This window comes from Pseudomonas sp. NPDC087697, from assembly GCF_044743155.1.
GTDB lineage: Bacteria > Pseudomonadota > Gammaproteobacteria > Pseudomonadales > Pseudomonadaceae > Aquipseudomonas.
In genome coordinates, this window is record NZ_JBIUVW010000013.1 from 13,778 (window position 1) to 36,705 (window position 22,928).

General features: G+C 57.8%; 21 protein-coding genes. 16 read left to right on the plus strand and 5 right to left on the minus strand.

The window, feature by feature from the left end:
* Positions 1 to 148 precede the first annotated feature (148 nt).
* From livH to ACIPIN_RS12005, 9 genes are all read left to right on the plus strand, one after another.
* Entirely contained in the window at positions 149 to 1,072 is a 924-nt protein-coding gene (gene livH / locus ACIPIN_RS11965) for a high-affinity branched-chain amino acid ABC transporter permease LivH (protein ID WP_401118716.1), read from the plus strand.
* Positions 1,069 to 2,325 (plus strand): high-affinity branched-chain amino acid ABC transporter permease LivM, encoded by a 1,257-nt coding sequence (locus ACIPIN_RS11970; RefSeq protein WP_401118718.1) that lies wholly within the window; start codon positions 1,069 to 1,071, stop codon positions 2,323 to 2,325. Before livH ends, ACIPIN_RS11970 begins: the two co-directional genes overlap by 4 nt.
* The gene (gene livG, locus ACIPIN_RS11975; protein ID WP_401118720.1) at positions 2,322 to 3,089 is read left to right on the plus strand and encodes a high-affinity branched-chain amino acid ABC transporter ATP-binding protein LivG; all 768 of its coding nucleotides are present in this window, start codon (positions 2,322 to 2,324) and stop codon (positions 3,087 to 3,089) included. The genes ACIPIN_RS11970 and livG overlap by 4 nt, the downstream gene beginning before the upstream one ends.
* On the plus strand, positions 3,090 to 3,791 hold the full coding sequence (locus tag ACIPIN_RS11980; RefSeq protein ID WP_401118723.1) for an ABC transporter ATP-binding protein: 702 nt from the start codon (positions 3,090 to 3,092) through the stop codon (positions 3,789 to 3,791). It abuts the gene before it with no gap.
* A gap of 213 nt (positions 3,792 to 4,004) precedes the next feature.
* The gene (locus ACIPIN_RS11985; RefSeq protein WP_401118726.1) at positions 4,005 to 9,260 is read left to right on the plus strand and encodes a dermonecrotic toxin domain-containing protein; all 5,256 of its coding nucleotides are present in this window, start codon (positions 4,005 to 4,007) and stop codon (positions 9,258 to 9,260) included.
* A 135-nt stretch (positions 9,261 to 9,395) separates the two neighbouring features.
* Complete coding sequence (locus ACIPIN_RS11990) at positions 9,396 to 9,704, plus strand: DUF2282 domain-containing protein (RefSeq protein WP_401118728.1); 309 nt, start codon at positions 9,396 to 9,398, stop codon at positions 9,702 to 9,704.
* Positions 9,705 to 9,727: 23 nt separating this feature from the next.
* On the plus strand, positions 9,728 to 10,621 hold the full coding sequence (locus ACIPIN_RS11995) for a DUF692 domain-containing protein (RefSeq protein ID WP_401118730.1): 894 nt from the start codon (positions 9,728 to 9,730) through the stop codon (positions 10,619 to 10,621).
* Complete coding sequence (locus ACIPIN_RS12000) at positions 10,618 to 11,391, plus strand: DUF2063 domain-containing protein (protein WP_401118732.1); 774 nt, start codon at positions 10,618 to 10,620, stop codon at positions 11,389 to 11,391. Before ACIPIN_RS11995 ends, ACIPIN_RS12000 begins: the two co-directional genes overlap by 4 nt.
* Positions 11,388 to 11,891: a DoxX family protein gene (locus tag ACIPIN_RS12005; RefSeq protein ID WP_401118734.1), complete on the plus strand. Its 504-nt coding sequence runs from the start codon at positions 11,388 to 11,390 to the stop codon at positions 11,889 to 11,891. The genes ACIPIN_RS12000 and ACIPIN_RS12005 overlap by 4 nt, the downstream gene beginning before the upstream one ends.
* Here ACIPIN_RS12005 and ACIPIN_RS12010 read toward each other — a convergent pair.
* Entirely contained in the window at positions 11,882 to 12,796 is a 915-nt protein-coding gene (locus ACIPIN_RS12010) for a LysR family transcriptional regulator (protein ID WP_401118736.1), read from the minus strand. The two genes, ACIPIN_RS12005 and ACIPIN_RS12010, sit on opposite strands and share 10 nt — an antisense overlap.
* Positions 12,797 to 12,900: 104 nt before the next feature.
* On the opposite strand from ACIPIN_RS12010, the gene ACIPIN_RS12015 reads away from it, so the two are divergent.
* The 3 genes from ACIPIN_RS12015 (at position 12,901) to ACIPIN_RS12025 (ending at position 15,993) form a co-directional block, all read left to right on the plus strand.
* Positions 12,901 to 13,500, plus strand: coding sequence for a short chain dehydrogenase (locus ACIPIN_RS12015; RefSeq protein ID WP_401118739.1), 600 nt, complete (start codon positions 12,901 to 12,903; stop codon positions 13,498 to 13,500).
* 94 nt (positions 13,501 to 13,594) lie between these two features.
* Positions 13,595 to 14,269 (plus strand): COG3650 family protein, encoded by a 675-nt coding sequence (locus ACIPIN_RS12020; protein WP_401118742.1) that lies wholly within the window; start codon positions 13,595 to 13,597, stop codon positions 14,267 to 14,269.
* Between the two features lie 110 nt (positions 14,270 to 14,379).
* Positions 14,380 to 15,993: an NAD(P)/FAD-dependent oxidoreductase gene (locus ACIPIN_RS12025; protein ID WP_401118744.1), complete on the plus strand. Its 1,614-nt coding sequence runs from the start codon at positions 14,380 to 14,382 to the stop codon at positions 15,991 to 15,993.
* 131 nt (positions 15,994 to 16,124) lie between these two features.
* On the opposite strand, the gene ACIPIN_RS12030 is transcribed toward ACIPIN_RS12025, so the two are convergent.
* Positions 16,125 to 17,219, minus strand: coding sequence for a PLP-dependent cysteine synthase family protein (locus ACIPIN_RS12030; RefSeq protein ID WP_401118746.1), 1,095 nt, complete (start codon positions 17,217 to 17,219; stop codon positions 16,125 to 16,127).
* Positions 17,220 to 17,502: 283 nt separating this feature from the next.
* Here ACIPIN_RS12030 and nhaA point away from each other — a divergent pair, with 283 nt between their 5' ends.
* From nhaA to ACIPIN_RS12045, 3 genes are all read left to right on the plus strand, one after another.
* Positions 17,503 to 18,690, plus strand: a complete 1,188-nt coding sequence (gene nhaA, locus ACIPIN_RS12035; protein WP_401118748.1) for a Na+/H+ antiporter NhaA — start codon at positions 17,503 to 17,505, stop codon at positions 18,688 to 18,690.
* Positions 18,691 to 18,811: 121 nt separating this feature from the next.
* Positions 18,812 to 19,996 (plus strand): colicin E3/pyocin S6 family cytotoxin, encoded by a 1,185-nt coding sequence (locus ACIPIN_RS12040; protein ID WP_401118750.1) that lies wholly within the window; start codon positions 18,812 to 18,814, stop codon positions 19,994 to 19,996.
* Positions 19,993 to 20,223, plus strand: a complete 231-nt coding sequence (locus tag ACIPIN_RS12045; RefSeq protein ID WP_401118752.1) for a hypothetical protein — start codon at positions 19,993 to 19,995, stop codon at positions 20,221 to 20,223. Before ACIPIN_RS12040 ends, ACIPIN_RS12045 begins: the two co-directional genes overlap by 4 nt.
* Positions 20,224 to 20,299: 76 nt before the next feature.
* Here ACIPIN_RS12045 and ACIPIN_RS12050 read toward each other — a convergent pair whose 3' ends face one another.
* Positions 20,300 to 20,764 carry a glycine zipper 2TM domain-containing protein gene (locus ACIPIN_RS12050; protein ID WP_123428311.1) on the minus strand — a complete coding sequence of 155 codons (465 nt, stop codon included), beginning with the start codon at positions 20,762 to 20,764 and terminating at the stop codon, positions 20,300 to 20,302.
* 168 nt (positions 20,765 to 20,932) lie between these two features.
* Here ACIPIN_RS12050 and ACIPIN_RS12055 point away from each other — a divergent pair, with 168 nt between their 5' ends.
* The gene (locus ACIPIN_RS12055) at positions 20,933 to 21,169 is read left to right on the plus strand and encodes a hypothetical protein (RefSeq protein ID WP_123428313.1); all 237 of its coding nucleotides are present in this window, start codon (positions 20,933 to 20,935) and stop codon (positions 21,167 to 21,169) included.
* Positions 21,170 to 21,174: 5 nt separating this feature from the next.
* Here the strand turns inward: ACIPIN_RS12055 and pdxH are convergent, their stop codons facing one another.
* Together pdxH and ACIPIN_RS12065 are read right to left on the minus strand one after the other, a co-directional pair.
* Positions 21,175 to 21,822: a pyridoxamine 5'-phosphate oxidase gene (gene pdxH, locus ACIPIN_RS12060; protein WP_401118755.1), complete on the minus strand. Its 648-nt coding sequence runs from the start codon at positions 21,820 to 21,822 to the stop codon at positions 21,175 to 21,177.
* A 40-nt stretch (positions 21,823 to 21,862) separates the two neighbouring features.
* Positions 21,863 to 22,909, minus strand: a complete 1,047-nt coding sequence (locus tag ACIPIN_RS12065) for an OmpA family protein (protein ID WP_401118757.1) — start codon at positions 22,907 to 22,909, stop codon at positions 21,863 to 21,865.
* Positions 22,910 to 22,928: the final 19 nt, after the last annotated feature.

A 22,928-nucleotide genomic window follows, 5' to 3' on the forward strand; every position in this document is an offset into this window, starting at 1 on the left:
CCGGAAGCCTCCCCACCTGAAAATCTCAAAACCGTCATCAGCGGTTCGCTGGCAAACCTCACGTTCGAAGTGGATGCAGATCTACGGGGCCTGAGCGGGAAAATGACTCCACCAGTGAAATGCGTATCAGGTTTTTAGGAGCGCTGTAATGCCTGAGATCTATCACTTTTTCCAACAGCTGGTTAATGGTCTGACCATTGGCAGCACGTATGCCCTGATCGCCATCGGCTATACGATGGTTTACGGCATCATTGGAATGATTAACTTCGCCCATGGCGAGGTCTACATGATCGGTTCCTACGTGGCCTTCATCGTCCTTGCCGGACTGGCCATGCTGGGTATCCATTCTCTACCGCTGTTGATGACCGCCGCATTCCTGGCGACCATCGTTGTTACCAGTGCCTACGGCTACAGTATCGAACGGATCGCCTACCGCCCTCTGCGGGGCAGTAACCGTCTGATCCCGCTGATCTCGGCCATCGGCATGTCGATCTTCCTGCAAAACACCGTACTGCTCTCGCAGGACTCCAAGGACAAATCGATCCCCAACCTGATTCCGGGCAGCTTTAGCTTCGGTCCGGGCGGCGCACAGGAAGTGCTGATCTCCTACATGCAGATCCTGGTGTTCATCGTGACCCTGGTGGTGATGCTCTGCCTCACCCAGTTCATCTCGCGTTCACGTCTGGGACGTGCCTGCCGGGCCTGTGCCGAAGACATCAAGATGGCCAACCTGCTGGGCATCAACACCAACAACATCATCGCCCTGACCTTCGTCATCGGTGCAGCCCTGGCGGCCGTGGCGGCTGTGCTGCTGAGCATGCAGTATGGCGTGATCAATCCGAACGCCGGTTTCCTGGTGGGCCTCAAGGCCTTTACCGCGGCGGTTCTGGGCGGCATCGGCAGCATTCCGGGCGCCATGCTCGGTGGTCTGGTGCTGGGGGTGGCCGAAGCATTCGGCGCCGATATATTCGGTGACCAGTACAAGGACGTGGTGGCTTTCGGTCTTCTGGTTCTGGTGTTGTTATTCCGGCCGACCGGCCTGTTGGGCCGTCCGGAGGTTGAGAAAGTATGATCAGGAATCTTAAACAGGCGCTTTTCAGCGCGCTATTGGTTTGGGCTGTGGCGTACCCGGTACTCGGTCTGAAACTGTCCATCGCCGGCATCAACCTCGAAGTTCAAGGTGCCAGCACCTCCACGCTGATCATCATCGCCGCCTGTTCGGTGCTGATGTTCCTGCGTGTGATATTCGACCGCCAATACACGGCCGCCATGCGCTCCGTGCCCAAAGGTAAATTGATCCCGCCTGGCGCGAGCCACTTCCTGACCCTGCCCAGCACCCAGCGCTGGGTCATCATGGGATTGATCGTCGTCGCTCTGGTCTGGCCGTTCTTCGGCTCGCGCGGTGCGGTGGATATCGCCACGCTGATTCTGATCTATGTGCTGCTCGGTCTGGGCCTGAACATCGTGGTCGGTCTGGCGGGTCTGCTCGACCTGGGCTACGTCGGCTTCTACGCGGTGGGCGCCTACAGCTATGCGCTGCTGTCGCACTACTACGGCCTGAGCTTCTGGATCTGCCTGCCCATCGCCGGCTTGATGTCGGCGACCTTCGGCTTCCTGCTCGGTTTCCCGGTGCTGCGTTTGCGCGGTGACTATCTGGCGATCGTGACCCTGGGTTTCGGTGAGATCATCCGTCTGTTCCTGCGTAACCTGACCGGCCTCACGGGCGGACCGAACGGTATCAGCAACATTCCCAAACCGACGCTGTTCGGCCTGAGCTTCGACAGAACGGCCGCCGAAGGCATGCAGACCTTTCACGAGTTCTTTGGCCTGACGTACAACCCGGTCAGCAAGGTGGTTTTCCTCTACCTGGTGGCGCTGTTGCTGGCGCTGTTCGCACTGTTCGTGATCAACCGTCTGCTGCGCATGCCGATCGGCCGTGCCTGGGAAGCACTGCGTGAAGACGAAATCGCCTGCCGTGCACTGGGCCTGAACCCGACCGTGATCAAGCTGTCGGCCTTCACCCTGGGTGCCTGCTTCGCCGGTTTCGCCGGCAGCTTCTTCGCCGCACGTCAGGGTCTGGTGACGCCGGAGTCGTTCACCTTCATCGAGTCGGCCACCATCCTCGCCATCGTGGTATTGGGCGGCATGGGCTCGCAATTGGGCGTGGTCCTCGCGGCTGTCGTGATGATCCTGTTGCCCGAGCTGATGCGTGACTTCAGCGAATACCGCATGTTGATGTTCGGCGCCTTGATGGTGCTGATGATGATCTGGCGTCCACAAGGTCTGCTGCCCATGCAACGTCCTCACATGGAGCTGCGTAAATGAGCAGAGAGATCCTGAAAGTAGATGGCCTGAGCATGCGCTTCGGCGGCTTGCTGGCGGTCAATAACGTTGCCCTGAGCGTGAAAGAGAAACAGGTGGTCTCGATGATCGGCCCTAACGGCGCCGGCAAGACCACCGTGTTCAACTGCCTGACCGGGTTCTACCAGCCAACCGCCGGTACCATCCAGCTCAACGGTGAAGCGATCGAAGGCCTGCCCGGTCACAAGATCGCCGGTAAAGGCGTGGTGCGGACCTTCCAGAACGTGCGGTTGTTCAAGGAAATGACCGCCGTGGAAAACCTGCTGATTGCTCAGCACCGGCACCTGAATACCAACTTCCTGGCCGGTCTGTTCAAGACGCCAGCGTTTCGCCGCAGCGAACGCGAGGCCATGGAATACGCCGAGTTCTGGCTCGACAAGGTCAACCTCAAGGAGTTCGCCAACCGTCCGGCCGGCACCCTGGCCTATGGTCAGCAGCGCCGCCTGGAAATCGCCCGCTGCATGATGACCCGTCCAAGCATCCTCATGCTCGACGAACCGGCCGCCGGCCTCAACCCGCGGGAAACCGACGACCTCAAGGCGCTGATCGGCACCCTGCGTGAAGAGCATGGCGTGACCGTGCTGCTGATCGAACACGACATGAAACTGGTCATGAGCATCTCCGACCACATCTTCGTGATCAACCAGGGCACGCCTCTGGCCAACGGCACGCCGGAGCAGATCCGCGATAATCCTGAAGTGATCAAAGCCTACCTGGGGGAAGCGTAAATGCTGCAGTTCGAAAACGTTTCCACTTTCTACGGCAAGATCCAGGCCCTGCACAGCGTCAACGTCGAAGTCCGTCAGGGCGAGATCGTCACGCTGATCGGTGCCAACGGCGCCGGCAAGTCCACCCTGCTGATGACCCTGTGCGGTTCGCCGCAAGCCCATAGCGGCAGTATTCGCTACATGGGCGAAGAACTGGTCGGCCAGGAGTCCGCGCAGATCATGCGTAAAAGCATCGCCGTGGTTCCGGAAGGTCGTCGGGTATTTGCCCGTCTGACCGTGGAAGAAAACCTCGCCATGGGCGGGTTCTTCACCGATAAGGGCGATTATCAGGAGCAGATGGATAAGGTCCTGGGACTTTTCCCACGCTTGAAAGAACGCTTCGCCCAGCGCGGCGGCACCATGTCTGGCGGTGAGCAGCAAATGCTCGCCATCGGCCGGGCGCTGATGAGCAAACCCAAGCTGCTGCTGCTCGACGAGCCGTCGCTGGGTCTGGCGCCGATCATCATCCAGCAGATCTTCGACATCATCGAACAGCTGCGCAAGGATGGTGTGACGGTGTTCCTGGTCGAGCAGAACGCCAACCAGGCGTTGAAAATCGCCGACCGCGCCTACGTACTGGAAAACGGCCGGGTAGTGATGCAAGGCACCGGTGAAGCTCTGCTGAACGACCCTAAAGTGCGCGACGCGTACCTGGGCGGCTAAGCACGGCGGCAACAAAAAACGGCCTTCTCAGGTTGTGTTAAAACGCCCTTATAGCGGCCAAAGCAAACGCCCCGACTTGTTCGGGGCGTTTGCTTTTGTGCTGACAGCCCCTTAATTCTGAGCAATATCTATTTACCGCCCTCACCCGCCGACCTCGCTTTAGTGTCATCCGCTCTGCCAACAACAGCGGCGACACACATTGAGGTCACAGGCATGAGCACTTCCTTACCGTATTTCTTCCCCGAAACCCTGGCTCTCAGAGAACAGCTAACGGAGCGACAGCGCGCCCGTCACTTCACGCTTCAGGATCTCGACTGGCTGGACGCAGTGTATCTGGCGAGCCATACGGCCCGAGCCACACTCGATACACCGATGACCGTTGAAACGGTTTTTCTGAACCCAAAAGGCCAGACGGCGATAGAACTTGCCGGTGCTTTTATCATGAGCCCAGCATCCGAGGGCGGAGCCTTTCTCTACACGCCCTCACGTGGTCTGGAAAAATTCGACAGTCAACAAACACTAAAATCCGAGCTGATCAAGTGGTTGAAAATCCCGGCACAGGCGACCGGATTACTGCGTTACCTTTCCATCGCCCAGCGTAATACGTTCAACCCTGCCAACGAATTCATGCTGAGTACGCGGGTAATCCAGGGCGCCGTGTTCGAAGAGCAACAACGTATCATCACCCAGAGCCAACTCCAGAACGCCCAGGACCTGCTGAACGAACTCGTCGAGTTCCCCTCTTGTACGTCGATGATCGAGCAGTACCTGAACACTAAGCTAGCCGAAAGCTTCCCCGGTGTGGATCAGCGAGAAACCCGGGTAAACAGCTTTGTCACAGAGAGAACGTCTGATGCTTCGAGCGCCAGCGTATCGAACGTTCGACGAGTGTCCACGCAATCGTTGAGCGAGACGGTTCTCGCCTACCACGTCAGCAATGCCTGGCCAGTCGGGCAAACCAGAGTGTTCACCAACCCTAAAAGAACACTGGAATCTGACCCTGCCAACAGAAACGTTAATGACAACCTGCTCTGGGAGAGGTCCGTACCTGGGCTTGCCGCTGGACTGACAGAGCATTTGAAAGATCAGCTCAACGCGTTTTGGCAACACAAGCTCACCACAGGTCAATCGCGGCAGGACTTCTTCGTAGAAGCCATGCGTGACAAATACAGTGCGAGCCTGCTCGATCAACGACAACAAACCACTATCTCTGCACGGCAATACCAGACTCTGATGACGTTGCTGATGATCGACGCCACGATAAGCGGACCGTCATCCAACCCGCCACGGGTTGAAAAAATTCGTCTGACCGAACTGGGCAAACAGTCCACAGACCTCTGTAGCACCCTCATCATCAGCACCCCGGACGAACCGCAATCCCATGCGTTTCTGTACACCCAGGCTCGAGGCCTGCAAGTGTTCTACAACCATGCCGAGGTGAAAACCGATCTGCTGGACACGCTGAAAACAATTGGCAAGCGAGACGAACTACTGAGTTATGTGGCACGAAGCGAGCGCACAATCCTGCAGGGGCTGGGCTCGCCGAGCATAGTGACGGTCCCCGTCAGTGGCTCGGTCTTTCGTGACATGCTGCTGGATATCGCCAAAAAACAGCTACAAAACCTCGACTACGCTCTGGGCCTCTATCGCCAAAGCAAGGGCACAATCGATATCGATGCCTTGATCGACAATGTGCTCGACATCCGAGCCATGGTTGGCAATCGGCTGCTGACGCTCAATTCACAAGCTCGCTGGAGTACACATCTGGCGCCATCGTGGAGTGAATCGTCCTCTGCCGAGAGCACTTCCAGCAAGCCCACAACATCGGTTCTGGAGTCAGCCAAGCAATCTTTGCAGCGACTCGAAATATTGAACGCCGACATCGAAAAGCAGCTCGCCACCCAGCCCTCCATTCAACGTTCGGCCACGACCTTGTTGAATACGAAACTGGCAGCTTTAGAACCGGGAGACCTGTGGGCACCAAACATTTATGTGAACCGCTATAGCAGCCCACCCACCGGATCAGAAACCCGACAGCCGGAATCTTCGCTCAACCTGATCGAGCATTTCCTGGCGCGCATCAGCGAGCAGGCCGATCACCTCGATGACTCGCCGAATGTCGGCTTCTTCGGAGCGCCTTCTGCCGGCGTTTCGTTAAAGATTCCAGGTCTGGACGTACAGACGTTCAACGCACTGGTCGACAATACGCTTGAAGACTTCCCCGTACATCTGCGTCAGGTTTGGAACTCCATCCCGAATTTGCAACCCGCCCTCGTGACGGCGATGCTGGCCGGGCTGCGCGGGGAGCTCCAGCTCAGAACACTGAACCAGACACTCCGATCTGTTGACCGGGCGATTGTCGAAACGGTCCTCAACAGCCTTGAGCCGCACACACGGCATGGCTTGAACGGATTCTTGCCTGGCGCTTTTTGCTTGATGCTCAAAGCCACCGAAGAGAACACTCTGGCGAGCCTGGCCAACTGTTTTCTCCTGACAGAGCGAGGCGGCCTGGACCCTGTTCATTCCGGCCGCATCGTACTTTGGACACCTCAATGGGGAATTGAAACGTTCAACTCGTTGAGCCTTTTCAAAACTGAACTCAATCGGCGTTTGCTGAGTGAGGACGAACGTCCTGCACTCCTGGAAAACCTCAAACAACCGGAGCGATCAGCTCATCACGTGTATTCCCTCGACTCGCTGGAACCCATCGTTGGCAATCTGGTTGAGAACCGGCAACAGTCATACGCAACATTGCAAGCGGCAGAAGTTGACCAGGTACTTGGCTCTACGCTCTCCAGCAGCCAGCTTGAAAATGAATGGCAAGTCTGGATGACGCAAAGCCTTCCTCCCACCAATCTACAACGGACCATGGCGATGGCTCAGGCGCTGATCACTCAGCATTCTTTGCCAGGCTGGTTTGGCATGGCATCGGTGCAAGACCAACAACTGCAGATCGAACTGCTGGAGCAGTACCGAAACAATGTGGAAGCAGATGAAGACTACTTGCACGGTATCCGCTCTCTGGCGGACTTTGCACAGGAGAAACTCTCAACGCTGTTACGAACCACCTATAACCCGACTATTCATGCGCCTGACGACATCAAGATCACGCTAACGCCTGCCAATACCTCTACCCCACTACAGCTGACCCTGGCTGAATATGCACTGTCCCATCACGACCACATGGGTGGGACAAACCTGAAAATTGAATCCAGAACGGCACTGGCGCTCCCGCCAGAGATGCTCGCAGAAACGCTGACACGGCAGGTTAAACAGCTGAACATCGGGGCTGAGTACCTTAAGCACCTACAAACCTTATTAGCCCCTAACAGCCAAGGCCTGACAGAACGTCAGCAGCGATTCGCCAGGCAACTCCCCTGGCAGCTCATGCAGCACGCCCATGCCGAGATGCTGCAAAAACGCCTTACGGGAGGTGCGTTCAGCTTTATCCAACAAATCATGGATATGCCAGACGCGATCGCCCGCGCGGCCGTCAACAATGCAAGGGCCATAATTCGGCCACTCGAACTGGTCGCCTCCAGCGGCGCTACGGCGGTCAAAGCCCTCGGGCTCTACTTGATTGGTCCGCAGCCTGGTACCCAAGGACCGCAGGTCCTGTATGCACCCTACAGCCAAAGCCATCACCTCAAGGAGTACAAGGACGAGGCCGGTTTGCTGGCAGAATTGACCGCCCCCGGAGCATTGCAGCAGTGGGTACTTCGCAGCCTCCCGGACGCTGCGCGGGCAACGTTTGCTCCCTTATTGGCTTCCCCCGCCGGCACGACGCCATCAATCAGCCTTGCGTCCAATCCCATTAAAGGCCATCTGTTCAAGCAACTGTTCACCGACAACATCGAGGTGCTGTTCAAGCTGCTGGGATGCCAATCCATCGCAAAGGCCCATGAGGCATGGAACGCTGTAAAACATGTGTTCACATCGGGTGTGAATCAGGCCTTGCAGTTCATCCCCGGAAAGCTGGCCTATCCACTGGTAGTCTGGAACAGTTTCAAGCTGTTCAAGAGCTCTGCTGAAGCGCTGCAAGAACATCACTGGCGCAGGGGGATTGGCGATTTCGTAAAGGGTGCCGCGCAAATGGTGATGCTCAGGCAGTCAATGCCCGAAGCACCTGAAGGTGTTCCAGATACCCCTGCTGAAGTTACGCCTCTTCCCGCACCCTCACCTTCCACCGTTGACTCGGAGTCCAGCTGGGCAAATATCGATATAACAGCTGCGCAACGAACCGAACTGCAGCCCCATGAAGTGACTGATATAGCGTTGCAGGACCTGCATAAAGATTCAAACCTTGGTCTCTATCGTGACCCAATCACAAGTCGTCAATATGCACCGATCGAGGGCAAAGTCTTTCGTATCGGCAAGCATGGTGAACACTGGCAAATCACTAATGATCACGACGTTGGACCGCTTGTATATAAAAACGCCAGACTGCAATGGAGCACCAGGAATCCTCTTGTCCTTGGCGCAAGAGTCGTATCAAGAATCACCAATCGCGCCTATTCAAACCCCATTGCCCGGCGTGGCATGAACATACATGCAACCGGAATGGAAGCCATTCGACGACTCTACCTGCGTAAAGCCTCAATGATTACCGAGGCACTGAGTTTAGCCACTCGCTACGTTAAAAACAGCAAGGGCAATTTGCGGTTGTTAGTATCGACCTCCCCAGCCAACACCCAAACGCTAAAACTCATTAAGGATTTTTTTGATTTACAGATCGTAGAGCCCCTACATATCGAAAGGATCAAGGAAGTTATCGACGATCTGCTCTCTGCCTTGCTTGCCCCCTCACTCAACTCACCCACCTCAAAGCGATTTGCCATAGGCTCTCAGCGGCGCTCTTCCCGTAATACAAAAGGGGAAGTTATGGCTTTCACACTTATTCCTGACAGTGCACAACGGTTGTACTTGACAAGATCATTTTTCAAACCGGAACTTGGCTATGAAAACTTGCTAACGGCACCCTTCAACGTTGACGCCCACGCCCGAGCGGTCACACTGATTCATGAACTCACACATCAGGTTTGCCAAACTGAAGACATTACCTATTTGAACGCCTGCCATCCCCACCTCGATCTGGTCAATGGCAACACTCCTATTGGCAGGATGGTGAAGGCCAGTTTACAAGAGGATCAGCGTAAAGCTCTGTCCCTCAGCACGCCTCGCCATGAGCTCTTTCAGGTCACTAATTTGATTACCGGGCTCAAAACCGATCCCCAAATTGGCAGCGCCTCCGAAGTGATCTTGAATCACATCCTGGATATAACCGAGGGACAGACCCTGGACGATGCACGCAGGATATTTCGAACCGATCCGCTGAAACGGGTCGAAACCATTCTCGGCAATGCTGATTCCGTCGCCTTGCTGATCAGCAAAATGGGGCGACGGCTTGAATCGATGCCTAGCCTGACAGGTAGCCTGGAAGAGGCTCTGGGCGGAATATCCACTCCCTAGATTTCCCGCGGTGCTTCCTGCAAGAATCGAAAAAAAGTTTTTCGGGAAGGGTGTAACGAACCCGTATGACCTTTCTCTACTAGGGTAAGCAAGCACAAACGCTTTCTTGACCACACCCACCACTGGAGAAACATCATGACTGCTACCACTCGCACCCTGTCCGCCGCTGCCCTTGCCCTGGCCTTGGGTTCTGCTTTGAGCATCGCGGCTCTGCCGACCACCGCCCATGCCGCAGCCGCCGACATGGAAAAATGCTTTGGCGTTGCCATGAAAGGCAAGAACGATTGTGCCGCAGGCGCTGGCACCACCTGTGCTGGCACCTCAAAAGTCGACTACGAGAGCAACCACTTCAAGCTGGTGCCTAAAGGCACTTGCGAGAAGACCCCCAGCCCGACCTCTCCGACTGGCTTCGGTCAACTGGCCGCCTACAAAGCCAAGTCGTAACCCCCACCTCTGCCTGAGTGTTGATGATGACCACTTCATCGCTGCACAGCGTACATCCTCACACTCAGGCGTTGGCGTCCAAGCTCCAGCCCCGTGCGGGGCTGGGGCTCAAGACCGGGCACTTCGGTGAAGTACTCGGTACTCGCCCGGACATCGGTTTCTTCGAAGTCCACGCCGAAAACTACATGGTGGCCGGCGGCCCGTTTCATCACTACCTGGGATTGATCCGCGAGCAGTACCCGCTGTCGCTGCATGGCGTCGGCCTGTCGATTGGTGCCGAGGGTTCATTGAACACCGAGCACCTCGACCGCCTCGCCAAACTGATCGAACGCTATCAACCCCAGTCCTTTTCCGAACACCTGGCCTGGTCGAGCCACGGCCCGGTGTTTCTCAATGACCTGCTGCCGCTGGCCTATGACGAGCCGACACTGCAGCGTGTCTGCGAGCATATCGACCAGGTCCAGCACCATCTGAAACGTCCCATGCTGCTGGAAAATCCGGCGACGTATCTGCAGTTCCAGCGCTCCAGCATGGAAGAAACACGCTTCATCGCTGAAGTCATCCGCCGCACTGGCTGCGGCTTGCTGCTGGATGTGAACAACGTCTACGTCTCCTGTATCAATCACCAACGTGATCCGTTGGCCTACATCGACGCACTGCCACTGCACGCAGTGGGTGAGATTCATCTGGCGGGGTTCGCCGAAGACACCGACAGCCTCGGCGATCGCCTGCTGATCGACGATCACGGAGCGCCCATCGATAACGCGGTGTGGGCCCTGTACGCGCGCGTTCTGGAGCGTATCGGCCCAGTGGCCACGCTGATTGAACGCGACAATCAGCTGCCGACGTTCTCCGTGCTGCACGCCGAAGCCCGTCAGGCCGATGAACTGCTGGGTTACGCCGAGGTACGCCCATGAGCACTCAAGCAGACTTCAGCGCCGCCCTGTTTGATCCACAATTGCCCTGCCCTGATGGGTTGTTCAGCGCCAACGGGGCTGATCCGGCCAGCCGCTTCGCGGTGTACCGCAACAACGTGCAGAGCTCGCTGATTAACGCCTTGGCCGACAGTTATCCGGTGGTTTCGCAGTTGGTCGGAGATGAGTTTTTTCGAGCCATGGCCCAGCTCTACGTACAGAAATTTGCACCCACCAGCCCACTGATCAACGACTACGGCAGCGACTTCGCCAGTTTCATTGAACACTTTGCGCCAGCCGCTTCGGTGCCGTACCTGACGGACGTTGCGCGGTTGGAACGCTTGCGGGTCAGGGCCTATCACGCGGCGGATGCCAACGCCGTCGAGCCAGCGCGAATTGCAGCGGCCATAAGCGAGCCCGAAGCTCTCGCAGAACTACACATTGATCTGCATCCCTCAACGTTCACGCTGAACTCGGCGTACGCCGTGGTTGCACTGTGGGCGGCCCATCAGGCTGACACCCCTCCCCAGAACCTTGAGCCGTATCACCCGCAAAGCGCGCTGGTGCTGCGCAACGGCCTGGAGGTCGAGGTCTTCGCCGTCGATGTCGGCACAACGACCTTCATCCACAGCCTGCAAAACAGCCGTCCGCTGGGACAGGCCGTGGCCGATGCCCTGAACGTTGTACCGGCATTTGACCTGAGCCAGTGCCTGGCGCTGTTGATTGGCCACAACGCCATTACCCACTTACAACACGACAAGGTATCGCCATGAACGCGCGCACCGAACATCCGAACGCCATCGCCCGCCTGATCGAACGGATCATCGAACTGTTCAAGATGATCCCCCATAGCCTGATCGCCTTCATTGCGCGTTTCGCCATTGCTGCGGTGTTCTGGAAGTCCGGTCAGACCAAGGTCGAGGGTTTTGCCGTGGATCTGATTTCCGGGACCTTCGAGCTGGGGATACCGCGTCTGGCAGACTCGACCATTCCGTTGTTCCAGAGCGAATACCACGTTCCGCTACTGTCCCCGGAACTGGCGGCGCACATGGCGGCCTTCGCCGAGCATTTCTTCCCAATCCTGATTCTGGTGGGCTTCGCCACACGCTTCTCGGCCTTGGCGCTGCTAGGCATGACTCTAACCATTCAAACCTTTGTCTACCCGGACGCCTACCCGACTCACGGCACCTGGGCGGCGATTCTGTTGTATTTGATGGCCAGGGGGCCGGGCGTGCTGTCGATCGATCATCTGATCGCCAAGCGTTATCGTTGAAGCCGATCCAGCGCTTCGCCGCTGCGCTTGAACCACCCCATCAGGTAGTCGGCCAATACCTGCGTGCGTTTGGGCAAACCGCCCTGATACGGGTGCACCAGATACATCGGCATACTGCGGGTCTGATAGTCGCGCAGCAGCCAGCGCAAACGGCCATCGGCCAGTTCAGCCTGGAGCAAGTAAGAAGGCAGGCGCGCGATTCCCGCATGGACAAGCGCGGCTTTCTTCAAGAGGTTGTAGTGGTTGCTGGCGAACGGCCCCGAAACCCGCACCCGCAACAATTCATGCTGCTGGTGATACAGCCACTCTTCGCGGCCGCTGTAATGGCTGTTGAGCAGGCAACGATGATTGATCAGGTCCGCAGGTGTCTGCGGCTCACCAAACTGCTCAAGATAAGCCGGGCTGGCGCAGGTCATCTCGTGCCAGGCCAACAGCGGCCTGGCCACCAATCGCTCGTCGTTGGCCACTTCTGAACGAATCGCCAGATCGAAACCATCCCGTGACAAGTCGCGATAGCTGTTATTGAGCTCAAGTTCGATCTGCACCTCGGGATACTCCCGGGAAAACTCCAGCAGTAGCCCGTCAAAAAAAGTCTCTCCCAACGACACCGGCACCGTCATTCGCACGGGCCCCGCCATATCGTCCTTCAGACGTGCCAGGGCCTGACGCGCCCGCTCAACCTGAATCACCAGCGCCTGAGCTTGCGGCAATAACGCCGCACCGGCCGCCGTCAGGCTCAAGCGCCGTGTTGTTCGCTGCAACAGCACCACGCTAAAACGTGCTTCCAACAGGCTGATGCGCTTGGATAACTGGCCCTTGCTACACCCCAGTTGCTGCGCCGCCAAAGTGAAACTACCGGCTTCGATCAACACCGCAAACGCCGCCAGATCGTCCATTTCACTCATGGATTGTTTCCATTTGAAAACCAAAGGTTGCCCATTAGCGCGCTTATCAACGAAAAAAACCACACTAAACTGAAACTTAGTCCAACCCATAAAGGAGCAGCACGATGAAAATTCTACTGATTGGCGCCAGCGGTACTGTGGGCTCAGCCATTGATCGCGAACTGGCACCGCGCCATGAAATCATCCGCATTGGCCGCAAGAGCGGTGACTTTCAGGTGGATATCAGTGACAGCAAATCAATCCGCAAACTGTTCGAACAGACCGGCAGTTTCGATGCGCTGATCTGCGCCGCCGGCAGCGTCAACTTCGTGCCGCTGGCCAACATGACCGAAAAAGACTTCGAGTTGGGCTTGCGGGACAAGCTGATGGGCCAGGTCAACCTGCTGCTGATCGGTCGCGAGTTCGCCAACGACGGTGCTTCCTTCACCTTCACCACCGGCATTCTCAGCCACGATCCGATTCGTACTGGCAGCTCGGCAGCCATGGTCAACGGTGCCCTGGACAGCTTCGTTAAAGCGGCGGCTATTGAATTGCCGCGCGGTCTGCGGATCAACTCGGTCAGCCCGAACGTGCTGGTTGAAGCCATGGGCAGCTACGCGCCGTACTTCCGTGGTTTCAAACCGGTTCCGGCCGCCGATGTGGCGCTGGCCTACGCGAAAAGTGTCGAAGGATTGCAGACCGGCCAGACCTACAACGTCGGCTAAGACCAACACGTTTTGTTGGAAGGCAGGCGCATTGCAGGGTTGTGATGAACGGTCAGCCTGAGTAACGTGTCGGCACTTGTCTGGAGACCCAACGATGCGTGCTGCCCGTTCCCTGATGTTTGTCGCCCTGCTTCCGGTATTCGCCGGTTGCCAGCTGCTGCAGAGCCAGCCTGAGAAACCGTCCACGGCGGGCCAGACCCGCATGCAGGGCGAACTCAGCATGGCCAACGGCAAGCTGATGTTTCAGCCGTGCCAGGAAAACAAGCTGTATGTCATCAATGACGCCGGCAGCACCAGCATCCTGCAGGAAGCCGCAACACTGGCGGGCGCGCAGCACAAGATTTTCGCCGATGTGCGTGGTCGGGTTGCCGCTGGCAAATCAGCTGATGCGGGTGCCCAGTTCGACGTACAGCAGCTATACCGCGTCGAACGTTCGGGCACGGCCTGTGAAGACCCTAACTTCCAGCGGCTGATCCTGCGCGCCAGCGGCAACACACCTGACTGGAACGTCAAGGTCAACACCAAGGGCATGGTGGTCGAGCGCGCCGGCCAGCCAGCGTTGGCTTTACCGTTTTTGGAAGAACAACTCGGTGACGGGCGTTTCAGCCTCAGTAGCGAAGCCAATGACCAACACGTTGAACTCTGGATCGCGCCACAACGCTGCGTCGACAGCAGCCGTGGCAGCGTTCAGTTCATGAGCGCCGAGCTGCGGGTCAACGGCCAGGTACAACGTGGCTGCGCGTATTTTGGTGGTTCGCGTAACGACTGATTCGACGAGCTGCTGTTTTAGCCTCACTGGAATTGCCCTTTGAGGCTTATAATCGCCGGTTTGTGAAACGCCTTTGGCGCATTTGTGCGCCCCGCGAACCGGATCCCGTCATGTTACGAATCACCGAACTCAAGTTGCCGATCGACCATCCCGAAGAAGACCTGCGGCCTGCCATCGTGCAGCGTCTGGGCATCGCCAGTGATGACCTGCTCGATTTCACCTTGTTCAAGCGCAGCTACGACGCGCGCAAAAAGTCTTCCGAACTGTGCTTCATCTACACCATCGACCTCAGCGTGCGCGATGAGGCGAAATTGCTGCACACGTTCGCCGACGACCGTAACGTCAATGCGGCGCCGGATGTCAGCTACAAAGTCGTTGGCCAGGCTCCACAGGACCTGAACCAACGGCCGATCGTGGTCGGTTTCGGCCCGTGCGGGATTTTCGCCGGACTGCTGCTGGCACAGATGGGCTTCAAGCCGATCATCCTCGAGCGCGGCACTGAAGTGCGCCAGCGCACCAAAGACACCTGGGGTCTGTGGCGCAAAAGCGTGCTCAACCCGGAGTCCAACGTGCAATTCGGTGAAGGCGGCGCGGGGACATTCTCTGACGGCAAGCTGTACAGCCAGATCAAGGATCCTAAGCACCACGGCCGCAAAGTCCTGCACGAATTCGTCAAAGCCGGTGCGCCGGAAGAGATTCTCTACGTCAGCAAACCGCACATCGGTACGTTCCGTCTGACCGGCGTCGTCGAAAACATGCGTGAGCAGATTCGCAAGCTGGGCGGTGAAGTACGCTTCCAGCAGCGCGTCACCGACGTGCTGATCGAAGACGGCCAGTTGACCGGTATCGAGCTTGCCAGCGGCGAACAGATCCACTCGAAACACGTGATCCTCGCCCTCGGCCACAGTGCCCGCGACACCTTCCGCATGCTCCACGGCCGTGGCGTGTTCATGGAAGCCAAGCCGTTTTCGGTGGGTTTCCGTATCGAACACCCGCAATCGCTGATCGACAGCGCGCGTCTGGGCAAATACGCCGGTCACCCGAAACTCGGTGCCGCCGACTACAAACTGGTGCACCACGCCAAGAACGGCCGCTCGGTCTACAGCTTCTGCATGTGCCCGGGCGGTACCGTGGTAGCGGCGACGTCCGAGCCGAACCGCGTGGTCACCAACGGCATGAGCCAATACTCGCGTAACGAACGTAACGCGAACTCCGGGATTGTGGTGGGCATCACCCCGGAAGTCGACTATCCGGGCGGCCCGCTGGCCGGGATCGAGTTGCAGGAGCGTCTGGAGTCCCACGCCTTTGTGCTGGGTGGCAGCAACTACGAAGCACCGGCGCAACTGGTCGGTGATTTCATCGCGGGCAAGCCGTCGACTGCCCTGGGCAGCGTCGAACCGTCCTACAAACCCGGGGTTGCACTGGGCGATCTGGCGCTGGCCTTGCCGGCGTTTGCCATCGACGCCATTCGTGAAGCCTTGCCGGCCTTCGAAAAGCAGATTCGCGGCTACTCGCTGCACGATGCAGTGCTGACCGGGATCGAAACCCGCACCTCTTCGCCGCTGCGGATTACCCGTAACGAGTCGATGCAGAGCTTGAACGTCAAAGGCCTGTTCCCGGCCGGTGAAGGCGCCGGTTATGCCGGTGGGATTCTGTCGGCGGGTGTCGACGGGATTCGTATTGCCGAAGCGGTGGCGCGGGATATTCTCGGTATCGAGGCCTGACACACAACACAAAACCCTGTGGGAGCGAGCTTGCTCGCGATAGCGGTAGATCAATCAACATGAGTGTTGAATGTGATGCCGCCATCGCGAGCAAGCTCGCTCCCACATTGGTCTTCAGCGTCTGAACGGTTTCAGATATTGGCGCGCAACACGCTGGCCGGCAGCGGCTCGCCGCGTTCGACACTGGCCGCAACGGCCGCGATCAGACCACTCAACTCATAACCCTGAGCCTTCAGCCAGTCCTGATCGTAATAGGTGGTTGCGTAGCGTTCGCCGCCATCACACAGAATCGCCACGATCGAACCACTCTCCCCCGCTGCAATCATCTGCTGGGCAGCCATCAGGGCCCCGATCAGATTGGTCCCGCTGGAACCGCCCACGTGCCGGCCCAGACGCTGCGCCAGGTAATGCATGGCCGCCAGCGACAATGCATCCGGCACCTTGACCATCGCATCGATCACCTTCGGCAAAAACGATGCTTCAACCCGAGGCCGGCCGATTCCCTCGATCCGTGAGCCGCAATCCAGACGCAGGCTCGCGTCGCCGGTCTGGTAGTACTCGAAGAACACCGAACGCTCGGCATCGGCGCACAGCACGCGGGTGCAATGCTGGCGATAACGCACGTAGCGCCCCAAGGTCGCAGTGGTACCACCCGTTCCAGGACTGGAAATCAGCCAGCTCGGTTCAGGATGACGCTCGAAACGCATCTGCTGAAAAATCGATTCGGCAATGTTGTTGTTGGCTCGCCAGTCAGTGGCGCGTTCGGCATAGGTGAACTGGTCGATGAAATGACCATCGTGCTCCCGGGCCAAACGCTCGGACTCGGCGTAGATCTGCGTCGGATCCTGCACCAGATGGCTTTTGCCGCCGTAGAACTCGATTTGCGCAATTTTTTCCCGGGAGGTCGTGGCCGGCATCACGGCAATGAACGGCAAACCGAGCAAGCGCGCGAAATACGCCTCGGAAATAGCCGTCGAACCGCTGGATGCCTCGATCACCGGCGCCCCCGGCTTGAGCCAACCGTTACACAACGCATACAGGAACAACGAACGCGCCAGTCGATGTTTGAGGCTACCGGTGGGGTGACTGGATTCATCCTTGAAGTACAACTCGATGCCCGGCAATCCCGGTAGTGGCAAAGGGATCAGGTGCGTATCGGCGCTACGCTGGAAGTCGGCTTCGATGATCCGGATGGCTTCGCGGGCCCACTGACGGTTGTCGCTCATGGTCTTTTTCTCGTTGAATCGATTAGGCGTAGGGAAACCTGGCGGTGACAACAGGCAACGAATTGACCTTGTCGAAAGGCTCAATCACTAAGCTTAGGAAAAAACCTGCATAACGCACAGGTACAGCTGAGGCTCAATACACCAGCCAACTGCTAGGCTCAGTCCAGGTCCGGTAGTCATCGTTGTAACGGCATATAACAAAAAAGAATATAACTTTTGTTTTAACAACTAACCGTACGGGTTAGGGTGGTCCACCTTTTGAATCGATAGATGGAGAGCGACCTTGCCTCTGCGTAGCACTTTCACGCGTTTCTTTCAGTTGGAAGCTGCCAGCGGTCTGTTATTGATTGCCGCTGCAGCTCTTGCCCTGATCATCAACAACTCACCGCTGTCCTGGCTGTACAACGGCCTGCTGGACACCCCAGTGGTCGCTCAGATCGGCGCCCTGAAAATCGCCAAGCCCCTGTTGTTATGGATCAACGACGGCCTGATGGCGATGTTTTTCCTGTTGATCGGCCTGGAGGTCAAACGCGAAATCCTTGAAGGCCATCTGTCCAAACCCTCGCAGATCGTCCTGCCGGGTGCGGCGGCCATCGGCGGCATGGTCGTGCCGGCGCTGATCTACTGGTTCCTCAACAAGGACAACCCGCCAGCCCTGAGCGGCTGGGCCATCCCGATGGCCACTGACATCGCCTTCGCCCTGGGGGTGCTCGCCTTGCTGGGCAAGCGCGTGCCAGTGTCGCTGAAGCTGTTTCTGATGACCCTGGCGATCATCGATGACCTGGGTGCGATCATCGTCATTGCGATCTTTTATTCGGGTGAACTGTCGACACTGTCGTTGATGCTGGCCGCAGCCTGCATTGTCGCGCTAGTGGCGATGAACAGGCTTGGCGTGGTCAAGCTCGGACCGTACATGATCATCGGCCTGATTCTCTGGGTCTGCGTGCTCAAGAGCGGCGTCCACGCCACTTTGGCTGGTGTAACCCTGGCGTTCTGTATCCCGTTACGTACCCGGAATGCCGAGCCTTCGCCGCTGCTGACCCTGGAGCACGCGCTGCATCCGTGGGTAGCCTTCGGCATCCTGCCGCTGTTCGCTTTCGCCAATGCCGGCGTTTCACTGGCTGGCGTCAACCTTGAGAGCTTCACCCACCACGTACCGATGGGTATTGCTGCGGGCCTGCTGCTGGGCAAGACCGTCGGCGTCTTCGGTCTGACCTGGCTGGCCGTCAAAATCGGTATCGCGGCCCTTCCCGCTGGCGCCAATTGGGGTCAGGTACTCGGCGTGGCGGTTCTCTGCGGTATCGGTTTCACCATGAGCCTGTTTGTCGGTTCCCTGGCCTTTGTACCCGGCAGCAGCGAATACGCGGGCATGGACCGCATGGGCATCCTCACCGGCTCGATCCTCGCCGCATTGATCGGTTATGCGGTGACCGCAGCTGCCAGTCGCAAGAACGCGGCGCTCACCTCTTAATCACCAAAGACAGAACCCGGGCGCATTCAAGACTCGTCCTACAGCCACGATCAGCCACGTTCGATAACGTCGTGCAGCCCCTCACAGGGCTGCCGATGGACGAACCGAGCAAGGATAATCAGTGGCTGTTAACAAGAACATTCCCAAGGTTCGCAATCCACCGTCAGGCGATGGACACCACGTCACCGAACGGTACATGACTGCCACCGAGCTGGCAGACCGTGATGCACGACAGAAATCCTACGACGACATGCTCGCCAGACAGGTGGCCTTCGAAAAGCATCGCCAATTCGCCGTCAAACAAACCTCTCCTATCCGGGCCGGGTGCGTCTTCGCCAAGTCCTGCAAGCTTCCGAATGCGATCATCGACTACTCAAATCCTTCAGGAGCCGTCCCCACCGACAGCCTGAAAGACTACGGCGACCTGATCCTTCTGGGAACGCGTGGCGCGGATGAATCCGGCCTGCTGCCACTGAAGAAAATCAGTGGTGCCGGAATGCCTGCCGGTATTGGCAGCCTGGCCCTTGGTGGCTCGGCCCTTGGCTCCGTATCGCTAGCGACTACCGGCGTCGTTGCCGGCGCTCTGGCTGGATTAGTGGCGTTGGTCTGGCCATCAAACCTGGGCGACAGCTCGCTTTATACCGAAGATCAGTTACTCGGCCTCAAACAGGCCCGCACCCGGGTTCGTCTGCGGGTCGAACAACAAACCGACGGCAGCCTCAAGGGTTACGGCTTCTACACCGGCAAGAACCGCGACTGGGAAATGGTCGATGTCGTGCAGTTCAAACTGCGCGGCACTCAACAGGTGGTGGACCTGGGCGATGGCATCGAACTGATCTGGACCCCGGCCATGGATCCCTCGGGCATCCTTGGCATCCCGGCCCTGGAAGCCGCTCCCCAGGCACCGCACATCTGGGTCTACCCACCGACGCCCGCCGCCGACAGCATCATCGTCGACCCGGTTTATCCGCCTGAGTACAAGGACTTCATTCTTGTGTTCCCGGCGGACTCGGGGGTGAAGCCGGTTTATATTGTGGTGAGTGTTACTGACCACACATATCATCCTGCGCCGAGAGGCCTTACGGCTTTTCCTGATGCAACAAAAGCGAAGCGTAAGACTCCGGTGAAAGGCGGCGGTGGACTTCGAAAACGATGGAAAACCCCTAAAGGGATAATTTTTGAATGGGACTCGCAACACGGGACTGTCGAAATGTATGACAAGCGAGGGAAGCACCTCGGTGAATATGACCCGATTACAGGGAAACAGACTAAACCCGTGGATAGCACAAGGAGCGTTGAACCATGATTTATCTCGTAGAAGCTTACGACAAAGTAACGGAGCTTCTGGTTTTTGAGGAAGAACTACCGAAGGGAAGCGATGAACAGCTAAGAGCAATAATGGGCTGGACTACAGAGCAACAAGGTTGGGAGGGATATGACCTCTCAAGCTCCCAGCTATCAGCCATAGAGGAAATACTGGGCAAGAAAATCTACGACTCAGCGTACCTCTATCAACTCAGCTGTAATGTGTAGCTCATAAAATTCTCAGCCAAAAACACAAAACCCCGACCAGTTACCTGGCCGGGGTTTTGTTTTAACCGCGTAAAACTTAGTGTGAAACGCGGCTGGTGCCACCAACAGTGGAAATGCGCACACGTTCGCCAACACGGAACACTTCGTTTGGCTGAACTTCCTGAACGTAGGCACGCATGCTGCCGTCGTCTTCGCGAACGGTGATTTCCACGCCCTGGGTACGGGTCGCGCCTTCTTCGATGGCAGAACCCGCCAGACCGCCGGCCACTGCGCCGATCACCGCAGCGACGATGCTGCCTTTGCCACCACCGACGGAGCTACCGGCGACGCCGCCAACGACTGCACCGGCTGCGCCGCCGATCGGGGTTTTGGTGCCTTCGATTTTCACCGGACGCAGGGACTCGATGGTACCCATGCGGATCGTCTGCACCCGACGCGCTTCGTCACGGGAGTAGGAGTCACCGGTCAGGCTCGATTGGCAACCAGTGAGCAACATCGCCATCGTAGAAAAAGAAGCAACCAGCAAAACAGACTTACGCATAGCATCAACTCCAAAGGACAGGTATTCATTAAACTCCGCAGCTTGACGCCTGTCACGGCACCGCCCGGATAAAATTGGTTTGATTCAGGTGCAGTACAGTCGCACTTGAGAACTCATCACACAGTAGCGCCAAATTACAGAACCTGCGCCATCGCCCCAAGGATTTCCATGGATTACTTCATCATTGTCGTCACCACCGTTGCCGGACTGTACTTCCATTGGTGGCTGTACGTGCGAATCAAACGCTGGATGGACCGTGATCTGGCGCTGGCACTTGCCGGCAATGATGAGCGGAAAAAGGCATTCATGCTGCAACAACTGGCCAGTGCCCGGCAGCAGAATATCAAACGCAGGGACCTGCCACAGTGGCTGGAGGCGGCTGCTGCCGCCTACCCCACTGTGTAACCGGTTTACGGCGCCAGGCGCTCGCGACTCCAGTCGGCGCCTTGCAGACGATAGTTCAGACGGTCATGCAAACGGCTCGCTCGACCTTGCCAGAACTCGATGCGTTCTGGCAGCAAACGATAGCCGCCCCAGTGTTCAGGGCAATGCGGCTGACTATCGCTAAAGCGCTGCTCGGTAGTCTTGAGCAACCCTTCCAGCTCGGCACGATCGGCAATTACCTGACTCTGCGGTGACGCCCAGGCCCCCAGGCGACTGCCCAGAGGCCGCACCTGAAAATAGGCATCGGATTCTTGCGGCGTGACCTTCACCACCCGTCCTTCAATGCGCACCTGGCGTTCCAGGGTCGGCCAGAAGAAGGTCATGGCAGCAAACGGATTTGCCGCCAGTTGCTGACCCTTGGCACTGTCGTAGTTGGTGAAGAAGGTAAATCCCTGCTCATCAAGCCCCTTGAGCAACAGGATCCGGCAATGCGGGCGACCGTCCGGATCAACAGTGGCCAGGGTCATGGCATTGGCCTCGACCGGAGGTTGTTCGGTTTTCACCGCTTCGGCGAACCACTGATGAAACAGCGCGAATGGCTCGGCCGGGGCGTGAGCCTCGGTCAAACCATCGCGAGTGTAGTCACGACGCATATCGGCCAGAGCCCGGGTCATGGCGTTTTCCTTGTGCTTGATCAATCAGTTCCTGGCCTGATTACTGGCCGCTGGTGCTTTTTGCCGCTGTATCCGCTTTGTCTGCAGCAGGCTTTTTGGCCGGATGTTTTTTGGCCGGAGCTTTCTTCGCCGGTGCCTTTTTCGAGGCAGCGCCTTTTTTCTTCGACGTCGCTTTTTTCTCGGCCACGGCTGGCGCTGCAGGCTTCGCGGCCGGTGCTGCAACCATTTCCACTGCCGGTGGAGTCGGCTGGCTGTACTTGTTCAGCAACGCCAGCATGGTGGTGCGCGGGGTCAGCATGATTTCCACACGACGGTTCAAGGCACGGCCCTGAGCGCTGTCATTGGCGGCGCGCGGCATCAAGTCACCCATACCACGCAACATCAGACGATCTTGCTTCAAGCCACTGAGACTGAAGATCGACGCAACGGAAGTCGCACGGTCCTTGCTCAGCTGTTTAGTCTCAGACGCTGTGCCCGTAGTGTCGCCGTGGCCGAGTACCAGGATGGAAGTCTGGGGGTCATTCTCAACCAGCTTGGCGATCTTGGTGAACTGACCCAAGGCCGACGGCAGCAACATGGCTGGACGTTTCGGGTTGAAAGAGTCATCCACCGGCACGACCACCACCAGTACGTTCTCGCGACGTTCCACTGTCGAGTGGCCGTCCTGGACCGCAGCCCGCAAGCCTGGCTCGTGGCTGTCCAGCCAGGCCTGGGTGATTTTCGGATCAGGCATTGGCACGTCTTTGATATCGGCCTTGGTTATGGCCTTTGGCTGGTCGCCAAACGGCCACCACCATTTGCTTTCACTATCAGCTTTGGCGGCTGCGGCAGCTGAGGAGCCTGGAACTGCTGCCGGGGTAGCTGGCGCAGCAGCACTTGCGGTCGATTTGGCCTTGGCGGCGGCAGCGGCTTCAGCCGCCTTGGCATCCGGTTTAACGTCCGGTTTGGTGGCGTCTTTGCTCGCCACCTTGTCCGAACCGGAACCGAATGACCACCAGTGGCCACCGTCGGCATCATTTTGTGGGGTCTGTGCGCAACCGGTAATGCTGAGACACAGGGCCAAGGCTAGAGATTTGTTCGGTGACATGGGGGATATCCACAAAATG

Coding starts and splice junctions, on each gene's coding strand:
- livH (WP_401118716.1), top strand. CDS start 149: ATGCCTGAGATCTATCACTTTTTCCAACAGCTGGTTAATGGTCTGACC.
- ACIPIN_RS11970 (WP_401118718.1), top strand. CDS start 1,069: ATGATCAGGAATCTTAAACAGGCGCTTTTCAGCGCGCTATTGGTTTGG.
- livG (WP_401118720.1), top strand. CDS start 2,322: ATGAGCAGAGAGATCCTGAAAGTAGATGGCCTGAGCATGCGCTTCGGC.
- ACIPIN_RS11980 (WP_401118723.1), top strand. CDS start 3,090: ATGCTGCAGTTCGAAAACGTTTCCACTTTCTACGGCAAGATCCAGGCC.
- ACIPIN_RS11985 (WP_401118726.1), top strand. CDS start 4,005: ATGAGCACTTCCTTACCGTATTTCTTCCCCGAAACCCTGGCTCTCAGA.
- ACIPIN_RS11990 (WP_401118728.1), top strand. CDS start 9,396: ATGACTGCTACCACTCGCACCCTGTCCGCCGCTGCCCTTGCCCTGGCC.
- ACIPIN_RS11995 (WP_401118730.1), top strand. CDS start 9,728: ATGATGACCACTTCATCGCTGCACAGCGTACATCCTCACACTCAGGCG.
- ACIPIN_RS12000 (WP_401118732.1), top strand. CDS start 10,618: ATGAGCACTCAAGCAGACTTCAGCGCCGCCCTGTTTGATCCACAATTG.
- ACIPIN_RS12005 (WP_401118734.1), top strand. CDS start 11,388: ATGAACGCGCGCACCGAACATCCGAACGCCATCGCCCGCCTGATCGAA.
- ACIPIN_RS12010 (WP_401118736.1), bottom strand. CDS start 12,796: ATGAGTGAAATGGACGATCTGGCGGCGTTTGCGGTGTTGATCGAAGCC.
- ACIPIN_RS12015 (WP_401118739.1), top strand. CDS start 12,901: ATGAAAATTCTACTGATTGGCGCCAGCGGTACTGTGGGCTCAGCCATT.
- ACIPIN_RS12020 (WP_401118742.1), top strand. CDS start 13,595: ATGCGTGCTGCCCGTTCCCTGATGTTTGTCGCCCTGCTTCCGGTATTC.
- ACIPIN_RS12025 (WP_401118744.1), top strand. CDS start 14,380: ATGTTACGAATCACCGAACTCAAGTTGCCGATCGACCATCCCGAAGAA.
- ACIPIN_RS12030 (WP_401118746.1), bottom strand. CDS start 17,219: ATGAGCGACAACCGTCAGTGGGCCCGCGAAGCCATCCGGATCATCGAA.
- ACIPIN_RS12045 (WP_401118752.1), top strand. CDS start 19,993: ATGATTTATCTCGTAGAAGCTTACGACAAAGTAACGGAGCTTCTGGTT.
- ACIPIN_RS12050 (WP_123428311.1), bottom strand. CDS start 20,764: ATGCGTAAGTCTGTTTTGCTGGTTGCTTCTTTTTCTACGATGGCGATG.
- ACIPIN_RS12055 (WP_123428313.1), top strand. CDS start 20,933: ATGGATTACTTCATCATTGTCGTCACCACCGTTGCCGGACTGTACTTC.
- pdxH (WP_401118755.1), bottom strand. CDS start 21,822: ATGACCCGGGCTCTGGCCGATATGCGTCGTGACTACACTCGCGATGGT.
- ACIPIN_RS12065 (WP_401118757.1), bottom strand. CDS start 22,909: ATGTCACCGAACAAATCTCTAGCCTTGGCCCTGTGTCTCAGCATTACC.